General features: G+C 66.6%; 22 protein-coding genes and 1 pseudogene. 10 read left to right on the forward strand and 13 right to left on the reverse strand.

Features of this window, described 5'->3' with window-relative positions:
* Window positions 1-108: 108 nt before the first annotated feature.
* Window positions 109-432, reverse strand: coding sequence for a DUF732 domain-containing protein (locus D3H54_RS06640; protein WP_168214798.1), 324 nt, complete (start codon window positions 430-432; stop codon window positions 109-111).
* Between the two features lie 942 nt (window positions 433-1,374).
* Window positions 1,375-1,671: a hypothetical protein gene (locus D3H54_RS06645; protein ID WP_149378371.1), complete on the reverse strand. Its 297-nt coding sequence runs from the start codon at window positions 1,669-1,671 to the stop codon at window positions 1,375-1,377.
* 473 nt (window positions 1,672-2,144) lie between these two features.
* Here D3H54_RS06645 and D3H54_RS06650 point away from each other — a divergent pair, with 473 nt between their 5' ends.
* Window positions 2,145-2,420 (forward strand): hypothetical protein, encoded by a 276-nt coding sequence (locus D3H54_RS06650; protein ID WP_149378372.1) that lies wholly within the window; start codon window positions 2,145-2,147, stop codon window positions 2,418-2,420.
* A gap of 268 nt (window positions 2,421-2,688) precedes the next feature.
* On the opposite strand, the gene D3H54_RS06655 is transcribed toward D3H54_RS06650, so the two are convergent.
* From D3H54_RS06655 to lpqV, 3 genes are all read right to left on the reverse strand, one after another.
* Window positions 2,689-3,054 (reverse strand): DUF4345 domain-containing protein, encoded by a 366-nt coding sequence (locus tag D3H54_RS06655; RefSeq protein ID WP_149378373.1) that lies wholly within the window; start codon window positions 3,052-3,054, stop codon window positions 2,689-2,691.
* A 160-nt stretch (window positions 3,055-3,214) separates the two neighbouring features.
* A complete protein-coding gene (locus tag D3H54_RS06660; RefSeq protein WP_168214799.1) occupies window positions 3,215-4,213 on the reverse strand; it encodes a zinc-binding alcohol dehydrogenase family protein in 999 nt (332 codons plus the stop codon).
* A 111-nt stretch (window positions 4,214-4,324) separates the two neighbouring features.
* Window positions 4,325-4,768: a lipoprotein LpqV gene (gene lpqV / locus D3H54_RS06665; protein WP_149378374.1), complete on the reverse strand. Its 444-nt coding sequence runs from the start codon at window positions 4,766-4,768 to the stop codon at window positions 4,325-4,327.
* A 115-nt stretch (window positions 4,769-4,883) separates the two neighbouring features.
* On the opposite strand from lpqV, the gene D3H54_RS06670 reads away from it, so the two are divergent.
* On the forward strand, window positions 4,884-5,444 hold the full coding sequence (locus D3H54_RS06670; protein WP_149378375.1) for a cysteine dioxygenase: 561 nt from the start codon (window positions 4,884-4,886) through the stop codon (window positions 5,442-5,444).
* A 4-nt stretch (window positions 5,445-5,448) separates the two neighbouring features.
* Window positions 5,449-5,850 (forward strand): rhodanese-like domain-containing protein, encoded by a 402-nt coding sequence (locus D3H54_RS06675; RefSeq protein ID WP_149378376.1) that lies wholly within the window; start codon window positions 5,449-5,451, stop codon window positions 5,848-5,850.
* Here D3H54_RS06675 and D3H54_RS06680 read toward each other — a convergent pair.
* The 3 genes and pseudogenes from D3H54_RS06680 to D3H54_RS06690 all read right to left on the reverse strand — a co-directional run bounded on the left by D3H54_RS06680 (window position 5,834) and on the right by D3H54_RS06690 (window position 9,368).
* Window positions 5,834-7,527: pseudogene (locus D3H54_RS06680) on the reverse strand (alpha/beta hydrolase). The gene D3H54_RS06675 and the pseudogene D3H54_RS06680 sit on opposite strands and share 17 nt — an antisense overlap.
* A 9-nt stretch (window positions 7,528-7,536) precedes the next feature.
* The gene (locus tag D3H54_RS06685) at window positions 7,537-8,322 is read right to left on the reverse strand and encodes an enoyl-CoA hydratase (RefSeq protein ID WP_149378377.1); all 786 of its coding nucleotides are present in this window, start codon (window positions 8,320-8,322) and stop codon (window positions 7,537-7,539) included.
* Window positions 8,319-9,368, reverse strand: a complete 1,050-nt coding sequence (locus tag D3H54_RS06690) for an enoyl-CoA hydratase/isomerase family protein (protein ID WP_149378378.1) — start codon at window positions 9,366-9,368, stop codon at window positions 8,319-8,321. Before D3H54_RS06690 ends, D3H54_RS06685 begins: the two co-directional genes overlap by 4 nt.
* Before the next feature lie 227 nt (window positions 9,369-9,595).
* On the opposite strand from D3H54_RS06690, the gene D3H54_RS06695 reads away from it, so the two are divergent.
* Window positions 9,596-10,444 (forward strand): Bax inhibitor-1/YccA family protein, encoded by an 849-nt coding sequence (locus D3H54_RS06695; RefSeq protein WP_149378379.1) that lies wholly within the window; start codon window positions 9,596-9,598, stop codon window positions 10,442-10,444.
* 174 nt (window positions 10,445-10,618) lie between these two features.
* Entirely contained in the window at window positions 10,619-11,470 is an 852-nt protein-coding gene (locus D3H54_RS06700; RefSeq protein ID WP_149378380.1) for a hypothetical protein, read from the forward strand.
* A gap of 42 nt (window positions 11,471-11,512) precedes the next feature.
* Here the strand turns inward: D3H54_RS06700 and D3H54_RS06705 are convergent, their stop codons facing one another.
* Together D3H54_RS06705 and D3H54_RS06710 are read right to left on the reverse strand one after the other, a co-directional pair.
* Complete coding sequence (locus D3H54_RS06705) at window positions 11,513-12,730, reverse strand: acetyl-CoA C-acetyltransferase (protein ID WP_149378381.1); 1,218 nt, start codon at window positions 12,728-12,730, stop codon at window positions 11,513-11,515.
* A gap of 48 nt (window positions 12,731-12,778) precedes the next feature.
* Window positions 12,779-13,744 (reverse strand): SGNH/GDSL hydrolase family protein, encoded by a 966-nt coding sequence (locus D3H54_RS06710; RefSeq protein WP_149378382.1) that lies wholly within the window; start codon window positions 13,742-13,744, stop codon window positions 12,779-12,781.
* A gap of 191 nt (window positions 13,745-13,935) precedes the next feature.
* Here D3H54_RS06710 and D3H54_RS06715 point away from each other — a divergent pair, with 191 nt between their 5' ends.
* From D3H54_RS06715 to D3H54_RS06735, 5 genes are all read left to right on the forward strand, one after another.
* Window positions 13,936-14,985: an alpha/beta hydrolase gene (locus tag D3H54_RS06715; RefSeq protein ID WP_149378383.1), complete on the forward strand. Its 1,050-nt coding sequence runs from the start codon at window positions 13,936-13,938 to the stop codon at window positions 14,983-14,985.
* A gap of 33 nt (window positions 14,986-15,018) precedes the next feature.
* Complete coding sequence (locus D3H54_RS06720; RefSeq protein WP_149378384.1) at window positions 15,019-16,413, forward strand: cystathionine beta-synthase; 1,395 nt, start codon at window positions 15,019-15,021, stop codon at window positions 16,411-16,413.
* A 136-nt stretch (window positions 16,414-16,549) separates the two neighbouring features.
* The gene (locus D3H54_RS06725) at window positions 16,550-17,221 is read left to right on the forward strand and encodes an RDD family protein (RefSeq protein WP_149378385.1); all 672 of its coding nucleotides are present in this window, start codon (window positions 16,550-16,552) and stop codon (window positions 17,219-17,221) included.
* 15 nt (window positions 17,222-17,236) lie between these two features.
* On the forward strand, window positions 17,237-17,824 hold the full coding sequence (locus tag D3H54_RS06730) for an RDD family protein (RefSeq protein ID WP_149378386.1): 588 nt from the start codon (window positions 17,237-17,239) through the stop codon (window positions 17,822-17,824).
* Between the two features lie 27 nt (window positions 17,825-17,851).
* Window positions 17,852-19,024, forward strand: coding sequence for a cystathionine gamma-synthase (locus D3H54_RS06735; protein ID WP_149378387.1), 1,173 nt, complete (start codon window positions 17,852-17,854; stop codon window positions 19,022-19,024).
* Here the strand turns inward: D3H54_RS06735 and D3H54_RS06740 are convergent.
* From D3H54_RS06740 to D3H54_RS06750, 3 genes are all read right to left on the reverse strand, one after another.
* Window positions 19,016-19,675 (reverse strand): GPP34 family phosphoprotein, encoded by a 660-nt coding sequence (locus tag D3H54_RS06740; protein ID WP_149378388.1) that lies wholly within the window; start codon window positions 19,673-19,675, stop codon window positions 19,016-19,018. The genes D3H54_RS06735 and D3H54_RS06740 overlap by 9 nt on opposite strands.
* Before the next feature lie 12 nt (window positions 19,676-19,687).
* The gene (gene greA, locus D3H54_RS06745) at window positions 19,688-20,182 is read right to left on the reverse strand and encodes a transcription elongation factor GreA (RefSeq protein ID WP_071950063.1); all 495 of its coding nucleotides are present in this window, start codon (window positions 20,180-20,182) and stop codon (window positions 19,688-19,690) included.
* Between the two features lie 231 nt (window positions 20,183-20,413).
* Window positions 20,414-20,848 (reverse strand): DUF4307 domain-containing protein, encoded by a 435-nt coding sequence (locus D3H54_RS06750; protein ID WP_149378389.1) that lies wholly within the window; start codon window positions 20,846-20,848, stop codon window positions 20,414-20,416.
* Between the last annotated feature and the right edge of the window lie 87 nt (window positions 20,849-20,935).

Genomic DNA, 20,935 nt, shown 5'->3' on the forward strand with positions numbered 1-20,935 from the left:
GGGTGCAAAACAGCCTTGACCTAGATGTCGGATAGATAGGCGCGCCTGGGTGTGCCGGGCCTGGCTCACACACTTTGCGGGGACTAGCGGTCGGCCACAATGGATTGCCTATTTCCGGTCGGTGCACAGATCGCTCACCGCAATGTCGACAACGAGGTTTGCCTGCTCGACGGTCATTCCGTACTGGGGGACGGACCCGGAGTTGTACACTGCTTGCTGCACCACTTTGTCCGGCGGGACGCCCATGGCGAAGAGTGCACAGATCTCCCAGCCCCACTCCTTCATCTCTGCGTCGCCGCCGGGCGTTTTTATGTCCGCAGCAGCCAGCTTCTGGAGGTAGGACTGAGTGTCTGCCTGGGCCGGAGCAGCGGCAACCAATCCCACCAGTGTTGCTGCACCAAAAATCCACCCTGCAGACAACGCGCGCGACACCCGCGCTCGCCGTTCCAGTATCGTTCCCTTCCCCCGCTGAATATCCTTATGGCACACGAACCTATTCATATCGTGCGGTCCGCCGAGGCTCGTGATGAATGGGGCCCAGCCGAGTCCCACAGGGGTCCATCCCGCGAACGTTTCGATGGCCCAGCCTCAGGGCGTCGCTTTCTGTCACGTCAGCGTGTTGATCAGCGGTCCCAGCAGTCCAGCAGTGACAGGCTCCCTGAATGCTGTTGCCGGCGCGGAAGAGACACTGATTATTCCGTCGTGTTCGGTGGACGAGCAAAGTTGGGTCTGCATCCCAAACCGCCTCCTCGATTCGACAAAGATCCTCGTAGCCGGATAGGGCAATGCCTGCCCAGCCTCCCCGAACGGACATTGATAAAGACGACCGTCCCGTCGGTCGAACCTACCTCGGGCTTTTTGAGCTGTCAACTGAATGGACCTGGTTGGAAACAGTCGCTGTCCGGCCGTCTCGTGGGCAGGACTACGTGGCGACCGCGATCCAACGGATAGTTATTGGTGGTTCAACAACGCGAGACACGATCCCACGCGGGCCCTCAATGCCCCCTGCGCCACTGGATAATTCGTCACTGTGACGTATCGCTTGGCGGTAAGCCGCTTACGCCGCCGTCGAGCTTGTCGCCACCGAGGCTGTCTGCGGCGCATAAACTGCGTTGCGCGAAAGGTGATCTCGATACGGCGGCGATCAAACGCGCCTACTATCTGCGTGGCTGAAACCCCCGACCCGATCGATTGGGCCCGACCAGCATCGACACCGTTGCTTGGGATCTTGCGCGAGGCCCTATCGTCGCCGCCGGCGCGCATCTGTGGGTACCGGGTCGCCTCCAGCTACTTAGTTAGTCGAACCGATAATATATCTTATATCAAGTGCTCACCGGGATACGTTGTGCTCCTTTATCTTTCCTTCCCCTCCCCTTACTCCGCATTGCCACTAAGCCTTGGTCGCGTCGCGTCGATCTCCCGTTGGCTTGACTCAGATTGCTGCGTCTTCGCGGCTGCCAGGTCTTCTTGCAGCACGCCGATCTCGGAGAAGTACAGCGAGGCATGATCAGCGCTCCGCAGATCGCCCGTCTCACCATCCGTGTGCTGCGCATGTCGTCGGCAGCTCTTGCAGATGACGGGATCGCTGGCCGAACTGAAGATGAACACCTGCTCGAGCCGACAGCAATGACAAACAGCAATGGCGCGGCGCTGTAGCGGATGACGATGCACGCGGACCTCCTCCAAGGCTCTCGGGCAGTTTCCCACTCGCTACCGACATTCTCGGCCAGACGATGTGTCGCGGCGAACTGCGCAAGTCGAGCAGGCTGGCCGTCGACTCCGACGGCTATTCCGCCTGGTGGCAGCGCGGGGTGTGCCCGAGCGGAAGTGTCCATATGCAGGCATAGGAACCTGTCCAAACCACTACGGGAACTCCCGCAGCCTGCAAGAAAGCCGCCGCGCTGGCTGCGCGACATCACCGGCTTGGCGCGTGGGTGATTCGCTACTGTGCCAGAAGGCCGACGTCGTGTCCGCGTTGCGGACACGACGCGATCGGAGGATCGCCGGTTAAAGGGATGCCACCGACTTTAGGCCGGTCCATGCGGGTCTCGTGTTCGGTGAGTGCGCCGGCAGTGTCGTATTCAGCCCGATGGGAGTTTCTCTGCGAGGCGAGTAAGCTTAGGCCCGTCTAGCTGAGGAAGGCTATGTCTGAGATTAAGAAGCCTGAGGCGAGCTCCACGGTCAGTGACGACCGGGTGCGCGAGGCACTTCGCGGGGGATTGGCTCTCTCAGCCCTCTCGGAAGACGAAGGCGCACTTCTCAATTCGGCCATCGATACCGCGATACAAGACCGTCTCGCCGACGGTAACTACGGCACGGCTCTCGCCGCGCGCGGGATAACCACTGTCGCGCTGGTGGACGACGGACGCCTCATCGAATACCGGACCGACGGAACGACACACCTCGTCTCAAGCCTCTGATCCACGCGCTGGTCCGCAAGGGGCTTGGGCGCTCGTGACCTCGGCGTGGGGTACCGCAATTTGTTCCCGGCACGGAACCATCAAGATCTGGACAACCGTGTGGTTCTAGGATCCGCCACGAAAAATGGAATTTGGCGCCCGCCATCTCGAGTGGAATTTTGGAAAGGCTCAGGTAGAGGCGACGGCATCCGCCACGAGAAAGTGGAACCTACAGATTCCACGACGTAGCGCTGGGCGCGGCGCCCGGAGTCGTCCATGGCCAGGCGGACTAGGTGATGACCAGCGCCAGGGCTGCTGCGGCAGCCACCTCCACCAAGCAGTAGAACCAGTTGGGGTAGAACGGCGTTCGGTCGCCGCATAGCGCCGCGATCACCCGTCCGAACGCCATTCCGGCCAGAGCCACCGCGACGGCGAGCACGATGCCGGTGCGGACCTGCGGTTGCAGCAGGCCATAGCCGAGTACGCCCGCGACCGCGACACCGAAGCCGCCGTAGACCGCACGCACCTCGGCGCGTGCTTCCGGGCGCTCGAGGACGATGCCGAACGGTTCGATGAGGCTCGCCGGTGCCGCCAGGCCGTAGAGACCCATCCCGAGGAAGAACACGGCGACGATGGTGATTACCACAGGGGTCATATCGGCAGTATCGGGGCGAGACCACGACGGCGTCGACGACGGGCACCCCACAGATCAGGCCACGAGCGCGGGGCTGGCGTCCAAGTCGCTGACTACCGTGCGCTTGCGCATTCGTTTCCGGCGCCCAACGACAGGCGGCGCGGATGAAGACTCGCCGCGGTCAGCGGGTGACGACGACCTTGCCGGTCATACGGCCCGACTCCACGAGGCGGTGCGCTTCGCGCAGCCCGGCCGCGGAGAAATCCGTGATCGTCTCGGTGACGGTGCTGCGTAGCTCGCGGCGGTCCACCATCGCCGCCACCTCGGTGAGCAGCCGCTGCTGGGCGATCATGTCCGGCGTCTCGTACATCGACCGCGTGAACATCAGCTCCCAGTGCCACGCGATGCTCTTGGCTTTCAGCCCGACCAGCTCGAGTCCCTCGGGCTCGTCTATCGCGGTGATGTGGCCGAAGGGCGCGACGATCGCGGCGTAGTCGTCGATGTTGCCGGCCGAGTGCGGGGAGAACAGGTAGCGCACGCCGTCCGGTGCCACCGCCAGGGTCTCATCCCGCAACCGGCGGTGGTCGACCACCACGTCGGCGCCCATCCGCTCAGCCCACCGCCGCGACTCGTCGCGGCTCGCGGTGGCGATGACCCGCACGCCGGTCAGCACCTTGGCCAGCTGGATCATCACCGAGCCGACCCCGCCCGCCGCACCGAGCACCAGCAGGTCGCCTGTCGACTGCGGCGTGAGGCCGAATCGGTCGAACAGCGATTCCCATGCGGTGATCGCCGTCAGCGGCAGGGCGGCGGCGTCGGCGAAGGACAGCGAGGACGGCTTGCGTGCGACGATGCGCTCGTCGACGGCCTGCAGCTCGGCGTTGCTGCCCGCGCGGGTGATGTCGCCTGCGTACCAGACCTCGTCGCCGACGGCGAGTGTCTCGACCGCCGGGCCGACCGCCTCGACGACGCCCGCCGCGTCGTACCCGAGGATCGCAGGTTCCGCCGACGGCGTCAGCCCGCGGCGCTGCTTCGTGTCGACTGGGTTGACCGACACGGCCTGCATGCGCACCAGCAGATCGCGGGGCCGCAGCTGCGGTACGGGGACGGTGACATCGCGCAGGCTGTCGTTCAGGTCGTCGGCGGCGAACGCGCCCACGGCGGCCATCGTTGCGGTCATGCCTTCTCCCAACTTCGCGGCACGATGGTTTCATCCCCGGCGTTGCATGGACCCGGACTGTGCTCAGCCCCGCCGACGACGCCTGAGTTTTGCTACCCGTGATCGAAAGGGTCAGCAGCCGCCCTCGGCGGCCGCCTTCACCGCGATGATGACCGCGGCCTGCTGCGCCGTCGACAACTGCCCCCAGGTGCTGTTGAACGTCGCCGGGCCCGGGGCCGCGTTGCTCTGCAATTCCTTCAGGAACGGTTCGACCAACGTCGACGGCTCACCGCCCTTGGCTTGCATCCACGTCTTCGTCGCCATGCAGGCCTGCGCATATTGTTCTTCGGTCGATTCGGCAGGCGCGTCAATGCGAGTGGTGACCCCACCCGGCGACGTGCCGACCGTGCCCGACGGCGCGGTCGCTTCCGTCGACTGCGCTCCGCCGTTCGACGGCGCCGGAGTCGTGGACGGGGACTTCCCGCCGCCGCCCGATGAGCATGCCGTCAGCACGGCGGCCACGCCCACGACACACGCCGCGGCGGCGGACAGGGAGCGACATCGGTAGGGGCGCATCGTTTCAATCTATGCAACACTGGCGGCCATGACGGAGCGGACCAGGTCCAGGGAGTGTTGTCGGTACTAGCCGACCCCCCGATCTGACCCTGCAACGTGCGGAAAGTTTCTCGTCATGCCGTATTCGGGCGCTGCCCTTTCGCTTGCCACATTCCCGTCCATCGCACCAGCCGTCTCCGCGCCCACCCGGCTGCGGTTGCCCGACCTGATGCACGCCACCGATCAGTACGCCGACGGCGTGCTGCGCGGCCAGTTCGACGCGCTGCTGCCCGCCGGTGGCCCACCCAGCGACGAACGCTGGTTCACCCGGCTGCACGCCGACGACGAGCTCGACGTCTGGCTGATCAGCTGGGTCGCCGGCCACACCACCGAGTTGCACGACCACGGCGGATCGCTGGGTGCGTTGACCGTACTCTCCGGCGCTCTGCACGAATATCGTTGGAACGGTGAGCGATTGCACCGCCGCCGGCTCGACGCCGGAGACCAGGCGGCCTTCCCGCTCGGGTGGGTGCACGACGTGGTCGGCGCACCGGCCGTATCCGCACCCGCCTCTGCCACACTGAGTGTGCACGCCTATTCGCCGCCGTTGACGGCGATGTCGTATTACGAAGTCACCGAGCGTAATACGTTGCGGCGCACACGCACCGAGCTGACCGACGCACCTGAGGGGAGCTGATCCGATGAGCAGCCGAATCGACCGCGTCCTGGCCGACGCCCGAGCGCGACTGCACCGGCTGACGGCGCAGGAGATCCCGGCGGCACTGCGACGAGGCGCCATCCTGGTCGACATTCGACCGGCCGCCCAACGCGCCGCCGAGGGCGAGACCCCGGCCGCGCTGGTGATCGAACGCAATGTGCTGGAGTGGCGCGCCGACCCGACCAGCGAGGCCCGGTTGCCCCAGGCCACCGACGATGACGTCGAGTGGGTGATCCTGTGCTCGCAGGGCTACACCTCGAGCCTGGCCGCGGCCGCGTTACAGGATCTCGGGCTGCACCGCGCCACCGATGTCGTCGGCGGCTATCAGGCGCTGGCCGCAGCCGACGTACTCGCCGAACTGAGCGAGCTCACTCCGGCGCAGTGACCATTCCGCGCAGGCGCTCGGTCTTCTCCGGTGTCCACCCCGGCGGCTGCAGGATCGCCGCCCACGCGTTGACGACGTCGCGCACATAACGGTGACCGTGCCCGTCGGGAACGTCGACGGCCACCGCCATGTCAGCCGACACCTGCAGGAACGTCACGATCGGAATCCAGTACATATCCGGCGATACGTCGTACCCGCGCGCCTCCCGTAACCAATCCGGTTCGGCGAACAGCAGATTCGGGTTCCACCAGCTGATCGGATCGGATGCGTGCTGGAGATAGACGATCCGCGGGTAGCCCCACGGCTTGTCGGGCCGGCCCAGATTGTCGGGACGTGCCGAGAACCGGATGTTCTGGCCTTCGTCGAAGATCGGCAGCCACATCGGGGATCCGGCGTCACGATTGACGGTGACGTCGTCCCACATCGTGTTGTTGAACGTCGGGCCGGAGAACAGTGCCCCATCGGTGCGGGCGATGATGTTGTTCGGGCTCAGGAACGGCGCCTCGCCGCCGAAGGATCCCAAGCTCTCGCCGAACACCACGATCTTGGGTCGCTGCGCCTCGGGCATCTCACGCAGCCGTGCGTCGACCGCCTCGAACAACGCCTGGCCTGCCTGCCGGGCGTTCTCCTTGTCCACCAGGAACGACAGCCAACTCGGCAGGAACGAGTACTGCATGCTGACGATCGCGGTGTCGCCGTTGTACATGTATTCCAGAGCGGAGGCTTCGGCCTCGTTGATCCAGCCCGTCCCCGTCGTGGTCGCGACGGCGATGACCTTGCGCTTGAATCCGCCGGCGCGCTCCAACTCTCGCGCCGCAAGCTCGGCGGACGCCTTGATTCCGTTGGCGGAGTTCTTGCCCGCGTAGGCCCGGATCGGTTCGACCGCGGGGTGCCGTTGAATTTGGTCAGCTCCTCGACCGACGGTCCACCGGCGACGAACGTACGGCCCTGATGGCCGACGGTGTCCCACGCGACCAGCGAGCCGGGGCCACCGGAGCGCAGTGGCGTCTTCGGGGCCGGGTTGTCCGGATCCATCTCGTCGTTCACTGAGGCGAAAGTGCTGTTCAGGAAGCTCATTCCGCCCCTGATCACCACGCCGTTGAGCACGGCGATCGTCAGGCTCAGCAGCAGCACCACCACAACCACGGCCGAAACACGCGGTGGCGCATACCGATTCAACAGGCGGACGAGATATCGGACGAGTCTGCCTACCAGCTGGCCGATTTCGACGAACAGGAACAGCACGACCACGCCGATGATCGCGGCTTGCGGGTAGTTGTACCACTGCAGTCGCGGCACACCCATCAGGTCACGAACGTGGTCCTGCCAGACGTGGAACCAGTAGATCGTCAGGACCAGCCAGACGACTCCGACGGCGACCAGCACCGGCCAGGACCACCGCGGCGGGCGCGGGCTGGCGGGCCGCGACAACATGAACCGCACCAGCCAGACGGCGAACACACCCAGCCCGTAGCCGACCGAGCCGGCCGCGCCGCTGACCAGGCCCTGGAACAGCGGTCCGCGCGGCAGCAGCGACGGGCTCAGGGACAGGCCCAGGAAGACCAGTCCGACGGCCGTCCCGGTGAACGTATAGCGGCGTTGCCACCAGTCCGGCTTGCTCTCCGGGGCAGGCGCCGCTTCGGCGGCCTCAGTCGGTTCCGACTCGGCGACGGTCACGTCAGCACCTTAGCGGTGCGTGAAGTTGGCAGGGCGCTTCTCGGTGAAGGCGGCCATCCCCTCGGTCTGGTCGTCGGTGGCGAACGCGGAGTGGAACAGCCGGCGCTCGTAGAGCAGGCCTTCGGTCAGTGTGGATTCGAAGGCCCGGTTGACTGCTTCCTTGGCCATCCGGGCGGCCGAGCGCGACATCTGCGAGATCGTCGTCGCGACGGCTTTGGCCTCGGTGAGCAGGTCGTCGGCCGGGACCACCCGCGACACCAGGCCGCTGCGCTCGGCCTCGGCGGCGTCGATCGTGCGGCCGGTCAGGATGAGGTCCATCGCCTTGGCCTTGCCGATGGCGCGGGTCAGCCGCTGCGAGCCGCCCATGCCGGGCAGGACGCCCAGTTTGATCTCGGGTTGGCCGAACTTGGCTGTGTCGGCGGCGATCAGCACGTCGCACATCATCGCCAGCTCGCAGCCGCCGCCCAGGGCGTAACCGGCGACCGCCGCGATGGTCGGGGTGCGGACGGCGGCCAGCTTGCCCCACGCCGCGAAGAAGTCCGCGTCGAAAACCTCGGAGAAGGAGAGTTCGGCCATCTCCTTGATGTCGGCACCGGCGGCGAACGCCTTCTCGTTGCCGGTGATGACGATGGCGCCGATACCCGGATCGTTGTCGAATTCGGCGGCGGCCGTGGTGACCTCGACCATCACCTGGCTGTTGAGGGCGTTGAGCGCCTTGGGCCGGTTGAGGGTGATGGTGCCGACCCGCTCATCGCGGTCGACCAGGATGGTCTCGAAGCTCGTTGTGGGGCTCACATGTCCTCCTCGAAGGTCAGGTCCGGGTCTGCCGGCGCGAAGTACTGTTCCACATCCTGCTCGGTCACCGCGGCCAGTGTCGGCGGGTTCCACGTCGGATTGCGGTCTTTGTCGATGATCTGCGCGCGGATCCCCTCGACGAAGTCATGGGAATCCAGCGACGCCGACGACACCCGGTATTCCTGCACCAGAACGTCTTCCAGGGTGTCGAGCTCGGCGGCACGCCGCACCGAGGCGAGCGCGACGGATGCCGCGATGGGGGAGCGGGACGCGATGAGGTCGCCGGCTTTCCTGGCGTCCTCGTCGTCGTGGCCGCGCAGGGCGGCGACGATGTCGGCGACGGTCTCGCCGGCATAGCATTCGTCAATCCAATGCTGTTGGGACAGAAGGTGACTGGCTGGCGGCTCGATGGCGAACGCCTGGACGGCGGCGTCCACACCGTCGGCGACGATCGCTTCGACGAACCCCTGCAGCTGTACATGCGGGACGTAGTGGTCGGCGAATCCGAGCGCGATGGCGTCGGCCCCGGAGAACGGAGCGCCGGACAGTGCGGCGTGCAGGCCGAGTTCACCGGGAGCCCGGGACAACAGATAGGTGCCGCCGACGTCGGGGACGAAGCCGATCCCGACCTCGGGCATGGCGACCTTGGAGGTGTCGGTCACCACGCGGACGCTGCCGTGCGCGGCGACGCCGACACCGCCGCCCATCACGATGCCGTCCATGATCGCCACGAAGGGCTTGGGGTAGCTGCCGATCCGGGCGTTGAGGCGGTACTCGTCGAGCCAGAACCGGCGAGCTTCGGAACCGTCGCCGCGGGCGCTGTGATAGATCGCCACCACGTCACCTCCGGCGCACAGGCCGCGTTCCCCCGCGCCGGCGAGGACCACCGCGCGCACGTCGTCGTCGTGCTCCCACTCGGTCAGCGCCCTGGCGATGATCTCGACCATGGTGTGGGTCAGCGAGTTGATGGCCTTCGGGCGGTTGAGTGTCAGGAAGCCGACACCCCCATCGACCCGGGTCAAGACTTCGTCGGATTCAGCCGTCACGGCGGTGCGGTCCTTCCGTCCCATCAAATTGGTTGGATGTCCTAGTATTTGGAAGGCAAAAGTACCAGTTGGCAAAAGATCGTCACCCGCCGGATGCCGCTCACAGGTAAGGTCAGGCTTTGTAGCGCCGGACACGCCGGGAAGAACGTTGTGGACTTCCTGGGAACTGGTTCCGGCAGCCGTTCGTTGACGGTGTGTTACGCGACTTCCAGGAGAGGATTCCGACGGTGCGGGAGACCAGCAACCCGGTATTTCGTTCACTGCCCAAGCAGCAGGGCGGATACGCACAATTTGGTACCGGTGTCGCCGGTGCCCAGCAGGTGGCTTACCAGACCGATCCCTACGCGGGTGCCTACCAGCCGCAGACCGGCGTCTCGCGGCCCATGACGATCGACGACGTCGTCACCAAGACCGGCATCACCCTCGGTGTGCTTTCCGTCGTCGCGGTCATCTCCTACTTCCTGGTCTCGGCCAACCTGGCCCTGGCCACGCCGTTCACCCTGATCGGTGGGCTCGGCGGGCTGGTCCTGGTGCTGATCGCGACCTTCGGCCGTAAGCAGGACAACCCGGCCATCGTTCTGAGCTACGCCGCACTCGAGGGCCTGTTCGTCGGCGCGGTGTCGTTCATCTTCGCCAACGTGGTGGTGTCCGGTGCCAACGCCGGTGTGCTGATCAGCCAGGCGGTGCTCGGCACCATCGGCGTGTTCTTCGGCATGCTCGTCGTCTACAAGACCGGCGCCATCCGGGTCACCCCGAAGTTCACCCGCATGATCGTCGCCGCGATGGTCGGCGTGCTGGTGCTGATGCTCGGCAACTTCGTGCTGGCGATGTTCGGTGTCGGCGGCGGCGAGGGCCTCGGCCTTCGCAGCGGTGGTCCGATCGCGATCATCTTCTCGCTGTTCGTGATCGCGCTGGCGGCCTTCAGCTTCCTGATCGACTTCGACGCCGCGGACCAGATGATCCGCGCCGGTGCGCCGGAGAAGGCGGCCTGGGGCGTGGCCCTCGGCCTGACCGTGACGCTCGTCTGGCTGTACATCGAGATCCTGCGGCTGTTGAGCTACTTCCAACAGCGCTAGCTGCTTCACCGTGCAAAGCCCCGGCCTGACGGCCGGGGCTTTGTCGTATGTGTGGTCGACCATCGAGGCAGACCTCACGGCTCTTCGCAGGGCCTTTTCGACGCACTCAGTTCTGACTCGATGGGCTGTGGATGGGTGCACACAGCAATGGCGGTTCACCGCAATCCTGTTCGAGTGCAGCGGGTGTTCATCGGAAGCGACGCGATAGCTGCGGGCGAGCTGACTCGGTACCAACTTCGGGCCCACTGCCGACGCATCTTTCCGGACGTGTACGCGTATGGGATTGGTGAGCTCTCGGTTCGTGACCGCGCGGCCGCGGCTGTCCTGTGGTCTCGGGGCCGGGCGGTCGTGACCGGTTTGGCGGCATCCGCAGTGCACGGAGCGAAGTGGATCGATCCATCGATACCGATCGAGCTCGCCTGTCCGAACAACAAGGCGCCGGCCGGGATCATCAGCCGCGCCGAGACGCTGTTCGATGACGAAGTGCACTCCATACCGGGTCTTCCGGTTACCACTTTGGCGCGCACCGCGTTCGACCTCGCGCGGCGCGGGACGGTGAGACAGGCGGTTACGCACGTCGATGCGCTCGCCAACGTCACCCGGCTGAACGTCGAGGACGTACTGGCACTGCTGCCACGTCATCGCAATGTGCGAGGGGTGCGCCGAGTGCCCGCCGTCCTCGACCTCGCCGACGCCGGATCGCAATCGCCGCGAGAGACCTGGTTGCGGCTGCTGCTGATGGCGGCTGGGTTTCCACGCCCCGAGACCCAGATCCCAGTGCTCAGAGATGACGGCCGTTCGCGCTACTTCCTGGATATGGGGTGGCGCGACGTGATGGTGGCTGTCGAGTACGACGGCGAGCAGCATCGCTTGGACCGCGGTATCTATCGCAACGATCGAACCCGATCGGAATTCATCGCCGACATGGGGTGGCGCCGGATTCGAGTGGTCGCCGGCGATCGAACTGCCGACATCATCGAACGGACCAGGCGCGCATGGACATCGAGTCAGACCCCAGGGCGATGAAGCGGCACCGATCGTCGCCCTGAGGTCTGACTCGATGACGAACTAGCTGAGGCGCTCGATCACCATGGCCATGCCCTGGCCACCGCCGACGCACATCGTCTCGATGCCGAACGTCTTGTCGTAGGTCTGCAGGTTGTTCAGCAAGGTGGCGGTGATCCGCGCGCCGGTCATGCCGAACGGATGCCCCAGCGCGATCGCGCCGCCGGAGACGTTCAGCTTGTCCTCGTCCATGCCGAGCGCGCGCGCCGAGCCGAGCACCTGGACCGCGAACGCCTCGTTGATCTCGTAGAGATCGACGTCGCCGATCGTCATGTTCGCCTGTGCGAGAGCCTTTTTCACGGCCTCGATCGGGCCGAGGCCCATGATCTCGGGCGACAGGCCGGACACGCCCGTCGACACGATGCGCGCCAGCGGGGTCAGCCCCAGCTCCTTGGCCTTGGTGTCGGACATGATGACCAGCGCGGCCGCGCCGTCGTTCAGCGGACACGCGTTACCGGCAGTGATCGTGCCGTTGGGCCGGAACACCGGCTTGAGCTGGCTGATCTTCTCGTAGGTGGTGCCGGCGCGCGGCCCGTCGTCCTTGGACACGACCGTGCCGTCCGGCAGCGTGACCGGCACGATCTCGCGCTCGAAGAAGCCGCTGTTGATGGCTTCCTCGGCCTTGTTCTGCGAGCGCACCCCCCAGTGGTCCTGGTCTTCGCGGCTGACCCCGGTGAACAGCGCGACGTTCTCGGCGGTCTGACCCATCGCGATGTACACGTCGGGCAGCAGGCCGTCCTCGCGCGGATCGTGCCACTCGTCGGCACCGGCGGTGGCCGCCTCCGAGCGCGCCATCGCATCCGCGAACAGCGCGTTCTTGGTGTCCGGCCAGCCGTCGGCGTTGCCCTTGCCGAAGCGCGACACCGTCTCGACGCCGGCCGAGATGAACGCATGGCCTTCGCCGGCCTTGATCGCGTGGAACGCCATCCGGGTGGTCTGCAGCGACGACGAGCAGTACCGGTTGACCGTGGTGCCCGGCATGAAGTCGTAACCCAGCTCGACGGCGACCGCCCGGCCGATGTTGAAGCCCGACTCACCGCCGGGCTGGCCGCAGCCCATGATCAGGTCGTCGATGTCGTGGGGGTCCAGTGCGGGCACCTTGTCCAGCGCGGCGCGCACCATCTGCGCGGCCAGATCGTCGGGTCGGATGTCGACCAGCGACCCCTTCATCGCGCGCCCGATCGGCGAGCGGGCGGTGGAAACGATGACGGCTTCGGGCATGACGGCTCCTTGGTGTGCAGCTTGGGTGCAGCGAGACTGCACACGAACCTAGCTCGCGGTCACCACGATCGGTGCGGGGACCCCGGTTGTTCTGCGGCGCAGCAGCTGCGCCAGCGGTCCGAGCCGGTCGGTCAGCGCCCGTACCTCCGACTTGGTCGCCCACGGCAGATCGGGCACGGTGACACCGGTCCACTCACCGAGCGCATGGCACAGCGCGGGCATCAATTGGTTGGCGGCCAACGCATATCCCGCCGCCGACGGGTGGTAGCGGTCCTCGGAGAACATCACCTCGGGCGCCTGCCGGAAGTTCGGCGCGAGCAGATCAGCCAATGGCACCGGGAGTCCACCCGCGGCGCGCACCGCGGCCGCCTGCACACGGGCCAGTCGCAGGCCGCGGTTGCGGGCCGTCCATCTCAGCGGTTGGGGGATGTCTTTGATGACACCGAAATCCGGGCACGTCCCCACCACCACCACCGCACCGGAGGCGCGCAGGCGCTGCACGGCCGCACCGAGCCGGCGGGCCGACGGGCTGATGCCGTTGAGGGCGGTGATGTCGTTGGCGCCGATCATGATCACCGCCGCATCGGGTGGCGGGCCGGCCACGAACATCGCGTCGACCTGACCGGACAGGCCCTTGGACGTCGCACCGACGATCGCCTTGGTCGACAGGCGGATGAGCTTGCCGGACTCCTCGGCGAGGCCGCGGGCGAGCAGCACACCGGGCACCTCGTCGGCGCTGCGACAGCCGTAGCCGGTGGCCGTCGAGTCGCCGAACACCATCAGATGAAGGTCGAACTCCATCCCGCGTTCCCAGCGCTGGACGGGGCCGCCGCCCGGGGCGTAGATGCCGTCGGCCCGCGGTGGGACGTCCCAGGACTTCGGAATCACATTGCGGACCTGGTCCGCCTGACCGGTGAGCAAACTGCGCGCACCGAGGACGGCGGTTCCGGTCGAGGCCAGAATCCCCGCCGCTGCCAGCGCGGCCGTTGACTTCCGCGGAGCGCGTATCCCCACGCGTCCAGTTTAGGTGCTGCTCGGGCGTCAATTCGGGGCGCAACAGTGGCCCCGCGATTACAGACAGGTATCAGATCCGGTAAGAAATCAGATCGTTAGTTGTTATAGGTAAGGCAGATGGCAAGCTAAGTTACCGGGATTCGCTCGATTGCCCGGGACACGTATCTACATTGGCGTAGGGAGTGTTGACGATGACCGCACCCAGCAAGGTCCGGGCTTCTGCCCCCCATCATGTTCACGCTGGTAGCGGTCGCCCGCGCCGGTACCCGGTCAGCGACGGCGCGCCGGTCGAAGTCGTCGAGAGCGGCCCGAGCGTCGCCGCGCGGCTGGTCTCGATGGGCACCCGCGCCACCATGTGGCCCACATTGGCCGTGCTCAGCCATGTGCCGCACTGGCCATGGCCCTTCGGCCTGGTCGACTTCGTCGCCCGCGCGCTGCTGCCCACCCCCGGCACCGTGCGCGCCACAGTCGGTTTGCCGAACGCCTCGGCGCAACTGGTCCGCGCACCCGGCGTCCTGCCTGCCGACGGCAACCGCCGCATCGTGCTCTACATGCACGGCGGCGCTTTCCTCACCTGCGGGGTGAACTCGCACAGCCGGATCTCGGTCGCGTTGTCGAAGTTCGCCGACTCGCCGGTGCTGGTGGTCGACTACCGGCTCATCCCTAAGCACACCATCGGAAACGCCGTCGACGACTGCTACGACGCCTACCAATGGCTGCGAACTCGCGGCTACGAGCCCGACCAGATCGTGCTGGCCGGCGACTCCGCCGGCGGCTATCTGGCCCTGACCCTGGCGCAGCGGCTGCAGGCCCTCGGTGAGGAGCCCGCCGCGCTGGTGGCCATCTCGCCGCTGCTGCAGCTCGACCACGAGCAGAAGGTGGCCCACCCGAACATGCGCACCGACGCGATGTTCCCGCCCAAGGCGTTCGACGCGCTGGTCGCCCTGGTCGCCCGTGCCGCGGCCAAGAACATCGTCGACGGCGAGCCCGAGGGCGTCTACGAGCCGCTCGACCACATCGAGCCCGGCCTTCCGCGCACGCTGATTCACGTGTCCGGATCCGAGGTCTTGCTGCACGACGCCCGGCTGGCGGCCCGGCGGCTCGCTTCCGCCGGTGTGCCCACTGAGGTGCGGGTGTGGCCCGGCCAGATCCACGACTTCCAGCTCGCCGCGCCGCTCATCCCCGAAGCCAAACGCTCACTGCGTCAGATCGGCGAGTACATCCGCGAAGCCACCGGCTAGCCGCGCGGATTCGCCGCCTGACACGATGTAGGCATGCGAATCGCGTCGCACATCAGCGAGCTGATCGGGCACACCCCACTGGTCCAACTGAACTCCGTCGTGCCGGAAGGCTCGGGGCTGGTCGCGGCCAAGATCGAGTACCTCAACCCGGGCGGCAGCGCCAAGGACCGCATCGCCGTGAAGATGATCGACGCCGCCGAGGCCAGCGGTCAGTTGAAGCCCGGCGGGACGATCGTCGAACCCACCTCCGGCAACACCGGCGTCGGGCTGGCGCTGGTCGCGCAGCGCCGCGGCTACAAGTGCATCTTCGTCTGCCCGGACAAGGTCAGCGAGGACAAGCGCAATGTCTTGCGCGCCTACGGGGCCGAGGTCGTCGTGTGCCCGACGGCCGTCGCTCCCGACGACCCGGACAGCTACTACAGCGTGTCCAACCGACTGGTCACCGAGATCGACGGTGCCTGGAAGCCCGACCAGTACTCCAACCCGATGGGCCCGGCCAGCCATTACGAGACGACCGGCCCGGAGATCTGGGCGGACACCGACGGCAAGGTCACGCATTTCGTCGCCGGCGTCGGCACCGGCGGAACGATCACCGGCGCCGGGCGCTACCTCAAGGAGGTGTCCGGCGGCAAGGTGAAGGTGATCGGTGCCGACCCGGAGGGCTCGGTGTACTCCGGTGGCACCGGGCGGCCTTACCTGGTCGAGGGCGTCGGCGAAGACTTCTGGCCCGCCGCCTACGACCCGGCCGTGCCCGACGAGATCATCGCGGTCTCGGACGCCGATTCGTTCGACATGACCCGACGGCTGGCCCGCGAGGAAGCGCTGCTGGTCGGCGGCTCCTGCGGGATGGCGGTCGTCGCCGCGATCAAGGTGGCCCAGCAGGCCGGCCCCGATTCGGTGGTCGTCGTGCTGCTGCCCGACGGGGGCCGTGGCTACCTGTCCAAGATCTTCAACGACGGGTGGATGTCGTCGTACGGATTCCTGCGGACCCGCCTGGACGGGTCGGTGGTCGAGCCGACAGTCGGCGATGTGCTGCGCGGCAAGTCCGGGGCGCTGCCCGACCTGGTGCACACCCACCCGTCGGAGACCGTCCGCGACGCCATCGGCATCCTGCGCGAGTACGGCGTCTCCCAGATGCCCGTCGTCGGCGCCGAACCCCCCGTGATGGCGGGCGAAGTGGCGGGCAGCGTCTCGGAGCGGGAACTGCTGTCCGCGGTGTTCGAGGGACGGGCCAAGCTCGCCGACGCGGTGGCGGTGCACATGAGCCCACCTCTGCCGTTGATCGGGGCGGGAGAACTGGTCAGCGCAGCGGCAAAGGCGTTGGGGGAGCGGGACGCATTGATGGTGGTCGAGGAAGGCAAGCCGGTCGGCGTCATCACTCGCCACGATCTGCTCGGTTTCCTGTCCGACGGGCCGCGCCGACGCTGAAGTAGTTGCTCACGCAAATTCATTGAGCGGCGGATTGCGCTCAGATGAAGATTGCGCTTTGCCGCGATACGCAGGTACTTCTCAGGTACATTTAGGCCGCTTTACCCCAGGTGATCACTCTCGAGTGGAAGGCGCCATGACCGAACAACCGCCAGGTCCCCCGCCGGGGAGCTACCCGCCGCCGCCCCCAGGGAACTACCCGCCGCCGCCTGCCGGTAACTATCCGCCGCCACCACCGCCCCAGGGCGGTTACGCACCGCCGCCGCCGGGCGCCGCATTCGGCGGACCGCCCGCACCCGGTCAGCCGGTTCCCCAGCTGCCGCAGAGCGCCTACACGTCGTGGTTCACCCGCGTCGTCGCGTGGCTGATCGACTACATCCCGGCCTACATCATCTTGGGCATCGGATACGGCGTCGTGATCGCCACCACGGACACCGAATGTGTGACCGACACGTCGCAGTACGAGACCGCGGACTACTGCGCGACGGGAACCTCGACCATCGGCACGCTGGCCCTGATCGTCGCCGGCCTGATCGCGGTCGCGTTCGTGGTCTGGAACCTCGGTTACCGCCAGGGCACCACCGGGTCGAGCATCGGCAAATCCGTGATGAAATTCAAGGTGGTCAGCGAAAAGACCGGACTGCCAATCGGTTTCGGACTGTCGTTCGTTCGCGAGATCCTGTACCTGGTGGCTTCCTACATCTGCCTCGGCATCGTGTGGTTGATCGCCGTGCTGTTCCCGCTGTGGGACAGCAAGCGCCAGACCCTGGCCGACAAAATCATGACGACCGTCTGCCTCCCCCTGTAGAGACAAGGACTTTCGATGACGCAACCGCCCCCTCCGCCCGGTAACTACCCGCCCCCTCCGCCGGGGAATTACCCGCCCCCGCCGCCGGGGAACTATCCGCCGCCGCCCCCACCCGGCGCCGGCGTGCTGTCGAAAGAGGCGTACACCCCGTGGATCAAACGGGTCGGCGCCTTCATCATCGACGCCCTCCCGATCGCGATCCTGTCCGGCGTCGGGCAGGGCCTGATGGTGGCCACCGGCGAGAACAACTGCACCTCGAGCAGCGTCGACAACAGTTACGGCGTCTACTGCACCTCGCAGCCGTCCACGCTGGGACTGATCCTGTCGTTCGTGTTCGGGCTCGCCAGCCTGGCGTTCTGGGTCTGGAACTACGGTTACCGCCAGGGCACCACCGGGTCGAGCATCGGCAAGTCGGTGCTGAAGTTCAAGGTGATCAGCGAAAAGACCGGCCAGCCGATCGGTTTCGGGCTGTCGATCGTGCGCCAGATCGCCCACTTCGTCGACGCGATCATCTGCTACATCGGTTACCTGTTCCCGTTGTGGGACGCCAAGCGGCAGACGCTCGCCGATAAAATCATGACGACGGTGTGCGTGCCGCTCTGACGTCTCGAGCCGTTAGGCTCGAAACCGATGAGTGAGCAGCGCAGCGCAGCCGACCGGCACCGGGCACAGGGGTTCGCGACCAGGGCCATCCACGCCGGATACCGTCCCGATCCCGCGACCGGTGCGGTCAACGCGCCGATCTATGCCAGCAGCACCTTCGCGCAGGACGGCGTCGGCGGCCTGCGTGGTGGCTACGAGTACGCCCGCACGGGCAATCCGACGCGCGCCGCGCTGGAGGCGGTGCTCGCCGCAGTCGAGGACGGCACCTTCGGGCGCGCATTCAGTTCGGGCATGGCCGCCACCGACTGTGCACTGCGGGCGGTGTTGCGTCCCGGCGACCACGTGGTCATCCCCGACGACGCCTACGGCGGCACCTTCCGGCTCATCGACAAGGTGTTCACCCAGTGGGGGGTTGCACACACGCCGGTGGCGCTGTCCGACCTCGACGCGGTGCGCGCGGCGATCACCGCCACCACCAAGCTGATCTGGGTGGAGACGCCGACCAATCCGCTGCTCTCGATCGCCGACGTCGCCGCCATCTCCGAGATCGCCGCGGTCGGCGGTCAGAAGGTGTTGGTGGACAACACCTTCGCCTCGCCGGCATTGCAGCAGCCGCTGAACCTCGGTGCCGACATAGTGCTGCACTCGACGACGAAGTACATCGGCGGGCACTCCGACGTGGTCGGTGGCGCGCTGGTCACCAATGACGAGGAACTGGACACCAAGTTCGCGTTCCTGCAGAACGGCGCGGGCGCGGTGCCCGGTCCGTTCGACGCGTATCTGACGATGCGCGGCCTGAAGACACTGGAGCTGCGGATGCAGCGGCACAGCGCGAATGCCGCGAAGGTGGCGGAATTCCTGGCGGAGCACGCCGCGGTGAGCCAGGTGCTCTACCCCGGCCTGCCCTCGCATCCCGGGCATGAGGTGGCAGCGCGACAGATGAGCGGATTCGGCGGCATGGTGTCGGTTCGGATGCGCGACGGCATTGAAGCGGCACGCCGGTTGTGTTCGCGCACCGAGGTTTTCATCCTTGCTGAGTCGCTGGGCGGGGTCGAGTCGCTTATCGAGCATCCTGGCGCCATGACGCACGCGTCGACCGCCGGATCGCAGCTCGAGGTGCCCGACGACCTGGTTCGCCTCTCGGTGGGGATCGAAGACCCGGCGGATCTGCTCGGCGACCTCGAGCAAGCCCTAAACTAGCGCCGGCCGCACCGCGGCGGTGGTCACCGCCAGATTGACCTCGGCCATCTCGGCGTCGTTAACCCATGTGCCGCTGGCGATCTCGCTGGCCCGATCGCAGACCCAGTGCCAGCCGCGGTCATTGAGGCTCAGTACCGCGCCCAGTGCGCCGACGGTATGCAGCAGCGTGATGATCGTCGCCGTGGCCGGGTCGGGACGGTTGCCGTCGAACAACGTGGACAGCAGGGCGGACCGGGCCCGGTCCACCCGCGTCCGGCTGGCCAGCGGCCAGGCATAGGTGCTTCGGCGGAACCGGTTCTGCGACAACGTAATCTGATGAATCTGGCCGGTGCGCAGCAACTGGTCGATCACGCGGTCTTCAATCTGCTTGCGCAGCTTGCCGATCGCCTCACTCGCGCTGACCGGCGCCTCCTCGAGCATGGCCAGTGCCGGACGCACAACGGGATCCAGTGGTGGAGGCCCGGCCAGTGCGACCAGTCGATCAGCCGGGACGGGTTCACCTGGTATCGCAGGCCGGACCCGGCAGTCGTAGGCGAGGTCCAGCAGTACGGCGGCGGCCAGCAGCCGCTGCAGCCGCGCCGGCTCCACAGCGGGCTGTGCTGCCGCATTGTCGAGTAGCAGCAGAAGAAGGTCTTCGGCGATGCGCGCCACGCGCGAGTGAAGCTACGAGTGGTAGGGCTCGGCGCTGACCAGCGTGACCTTCACGGTCTTGCCGCTCGGCACCGCGTACTCGCGGGTGTCACCGACCTTGGCGTTGAGCAGCGCGCCGCCCAGCGGGGAGTTCGGCGAGTAGACCTCGAGCTTGTCGTGGTCGATGCCCTCCTGGCGGGTGGCGATCAGGAAGGTCTCGGTGTCGGACTCGTCGCCGTCGTAGTAGACCTTGACCACCGAACCGGGCAGCGCGACGCCGGACTGCTTGGGAGCCTCGCCCACCTTGGCGGTGTTCAGCAGCTCCTGCAGCTGGCGGATGCGGGCCTCCTGCTGGCCCTGCTCTTCGCGCGCGGCGTGGTAGCCGCCGTTCTCGCGCAGGTCGCCCTCTTCGCGACGGTCGTTGATCTCGGCGGCGATGACCGGACGGTTGGCGATCAACTGATCCAGCTCGGTCTTGAGGCGGTCGTACGACTCCTGGGTCAGCCAGGTCACCTGGGTATCGGTCATCTCGCTGCGCTCCTCATTCGTTGGTTACGCGATGTTCGCGTTGCAGTCTGTCGTCGCTGCTGGGAACGTGCGGATGGTTCCGCGTGTATTGCCATCGAAGAGCTGCGATCAAACGCGCTAATGAAGCAATACACGGCTCCCAGCAGGAACCGTGTATCGGATTAGTCTACCACCGCGACGACAGGCAACCTTCATGCTTTCGCAGTTCGCTGTTGGTCGTTCCGTCGCCGGTCAGGGCGCGACGAGGTATCCGGGAACGTCAGTTCCGCAACCGTAAATATCGCCGACGAATGGTCGTTTGTACGACTTCACAAATGTGGTGACCTGCACCGTTGCCGCGTCTGATGGGGGCACCAGAATTTCACGCCGACCGGTTTCGTCGCCGTCGTGGGAACGAACTCGGACAATGCAATGGACGGGCCGGGAAGGGTCCTTTCGGGTCACGCTGATCGTCACCGAGACAGTGTGATCGTCGGTGACCTGATACGCCGCGATCGTGCCCTCGACATCGTTGCCTTCGAAGCGCTGGTAGGCGATCAGAGCGAGCACCAGGCCGGCGGCCAAGACCAGCACACCCAGCGCGAACGCCACCCGTCGCCGGGTGGTCGCCGGCAGGCGGGTACGCCCGTAACGCTCCTGCGGGAGCGGCGGGGGACTGTCGGTCATGGGTCTGCGTCGCGTCTCTCGTCAGCGGGCTTCGATTACGGGTATCCACGCCCCGAATGGAACTATTGGACTATAGGGCGTGCTGTC

The sequence above is a fragment of the Mycobacterium sp. ELW1 genome (assembly GCF_008329905.1).
In the GTDB taxonomy this organism is placed as follows: domain Bacteria; phylum Actinomycetota; class Actinomycetes; order Mycobacteriales; family Mycobacteriaceae; genus Mycobacterium.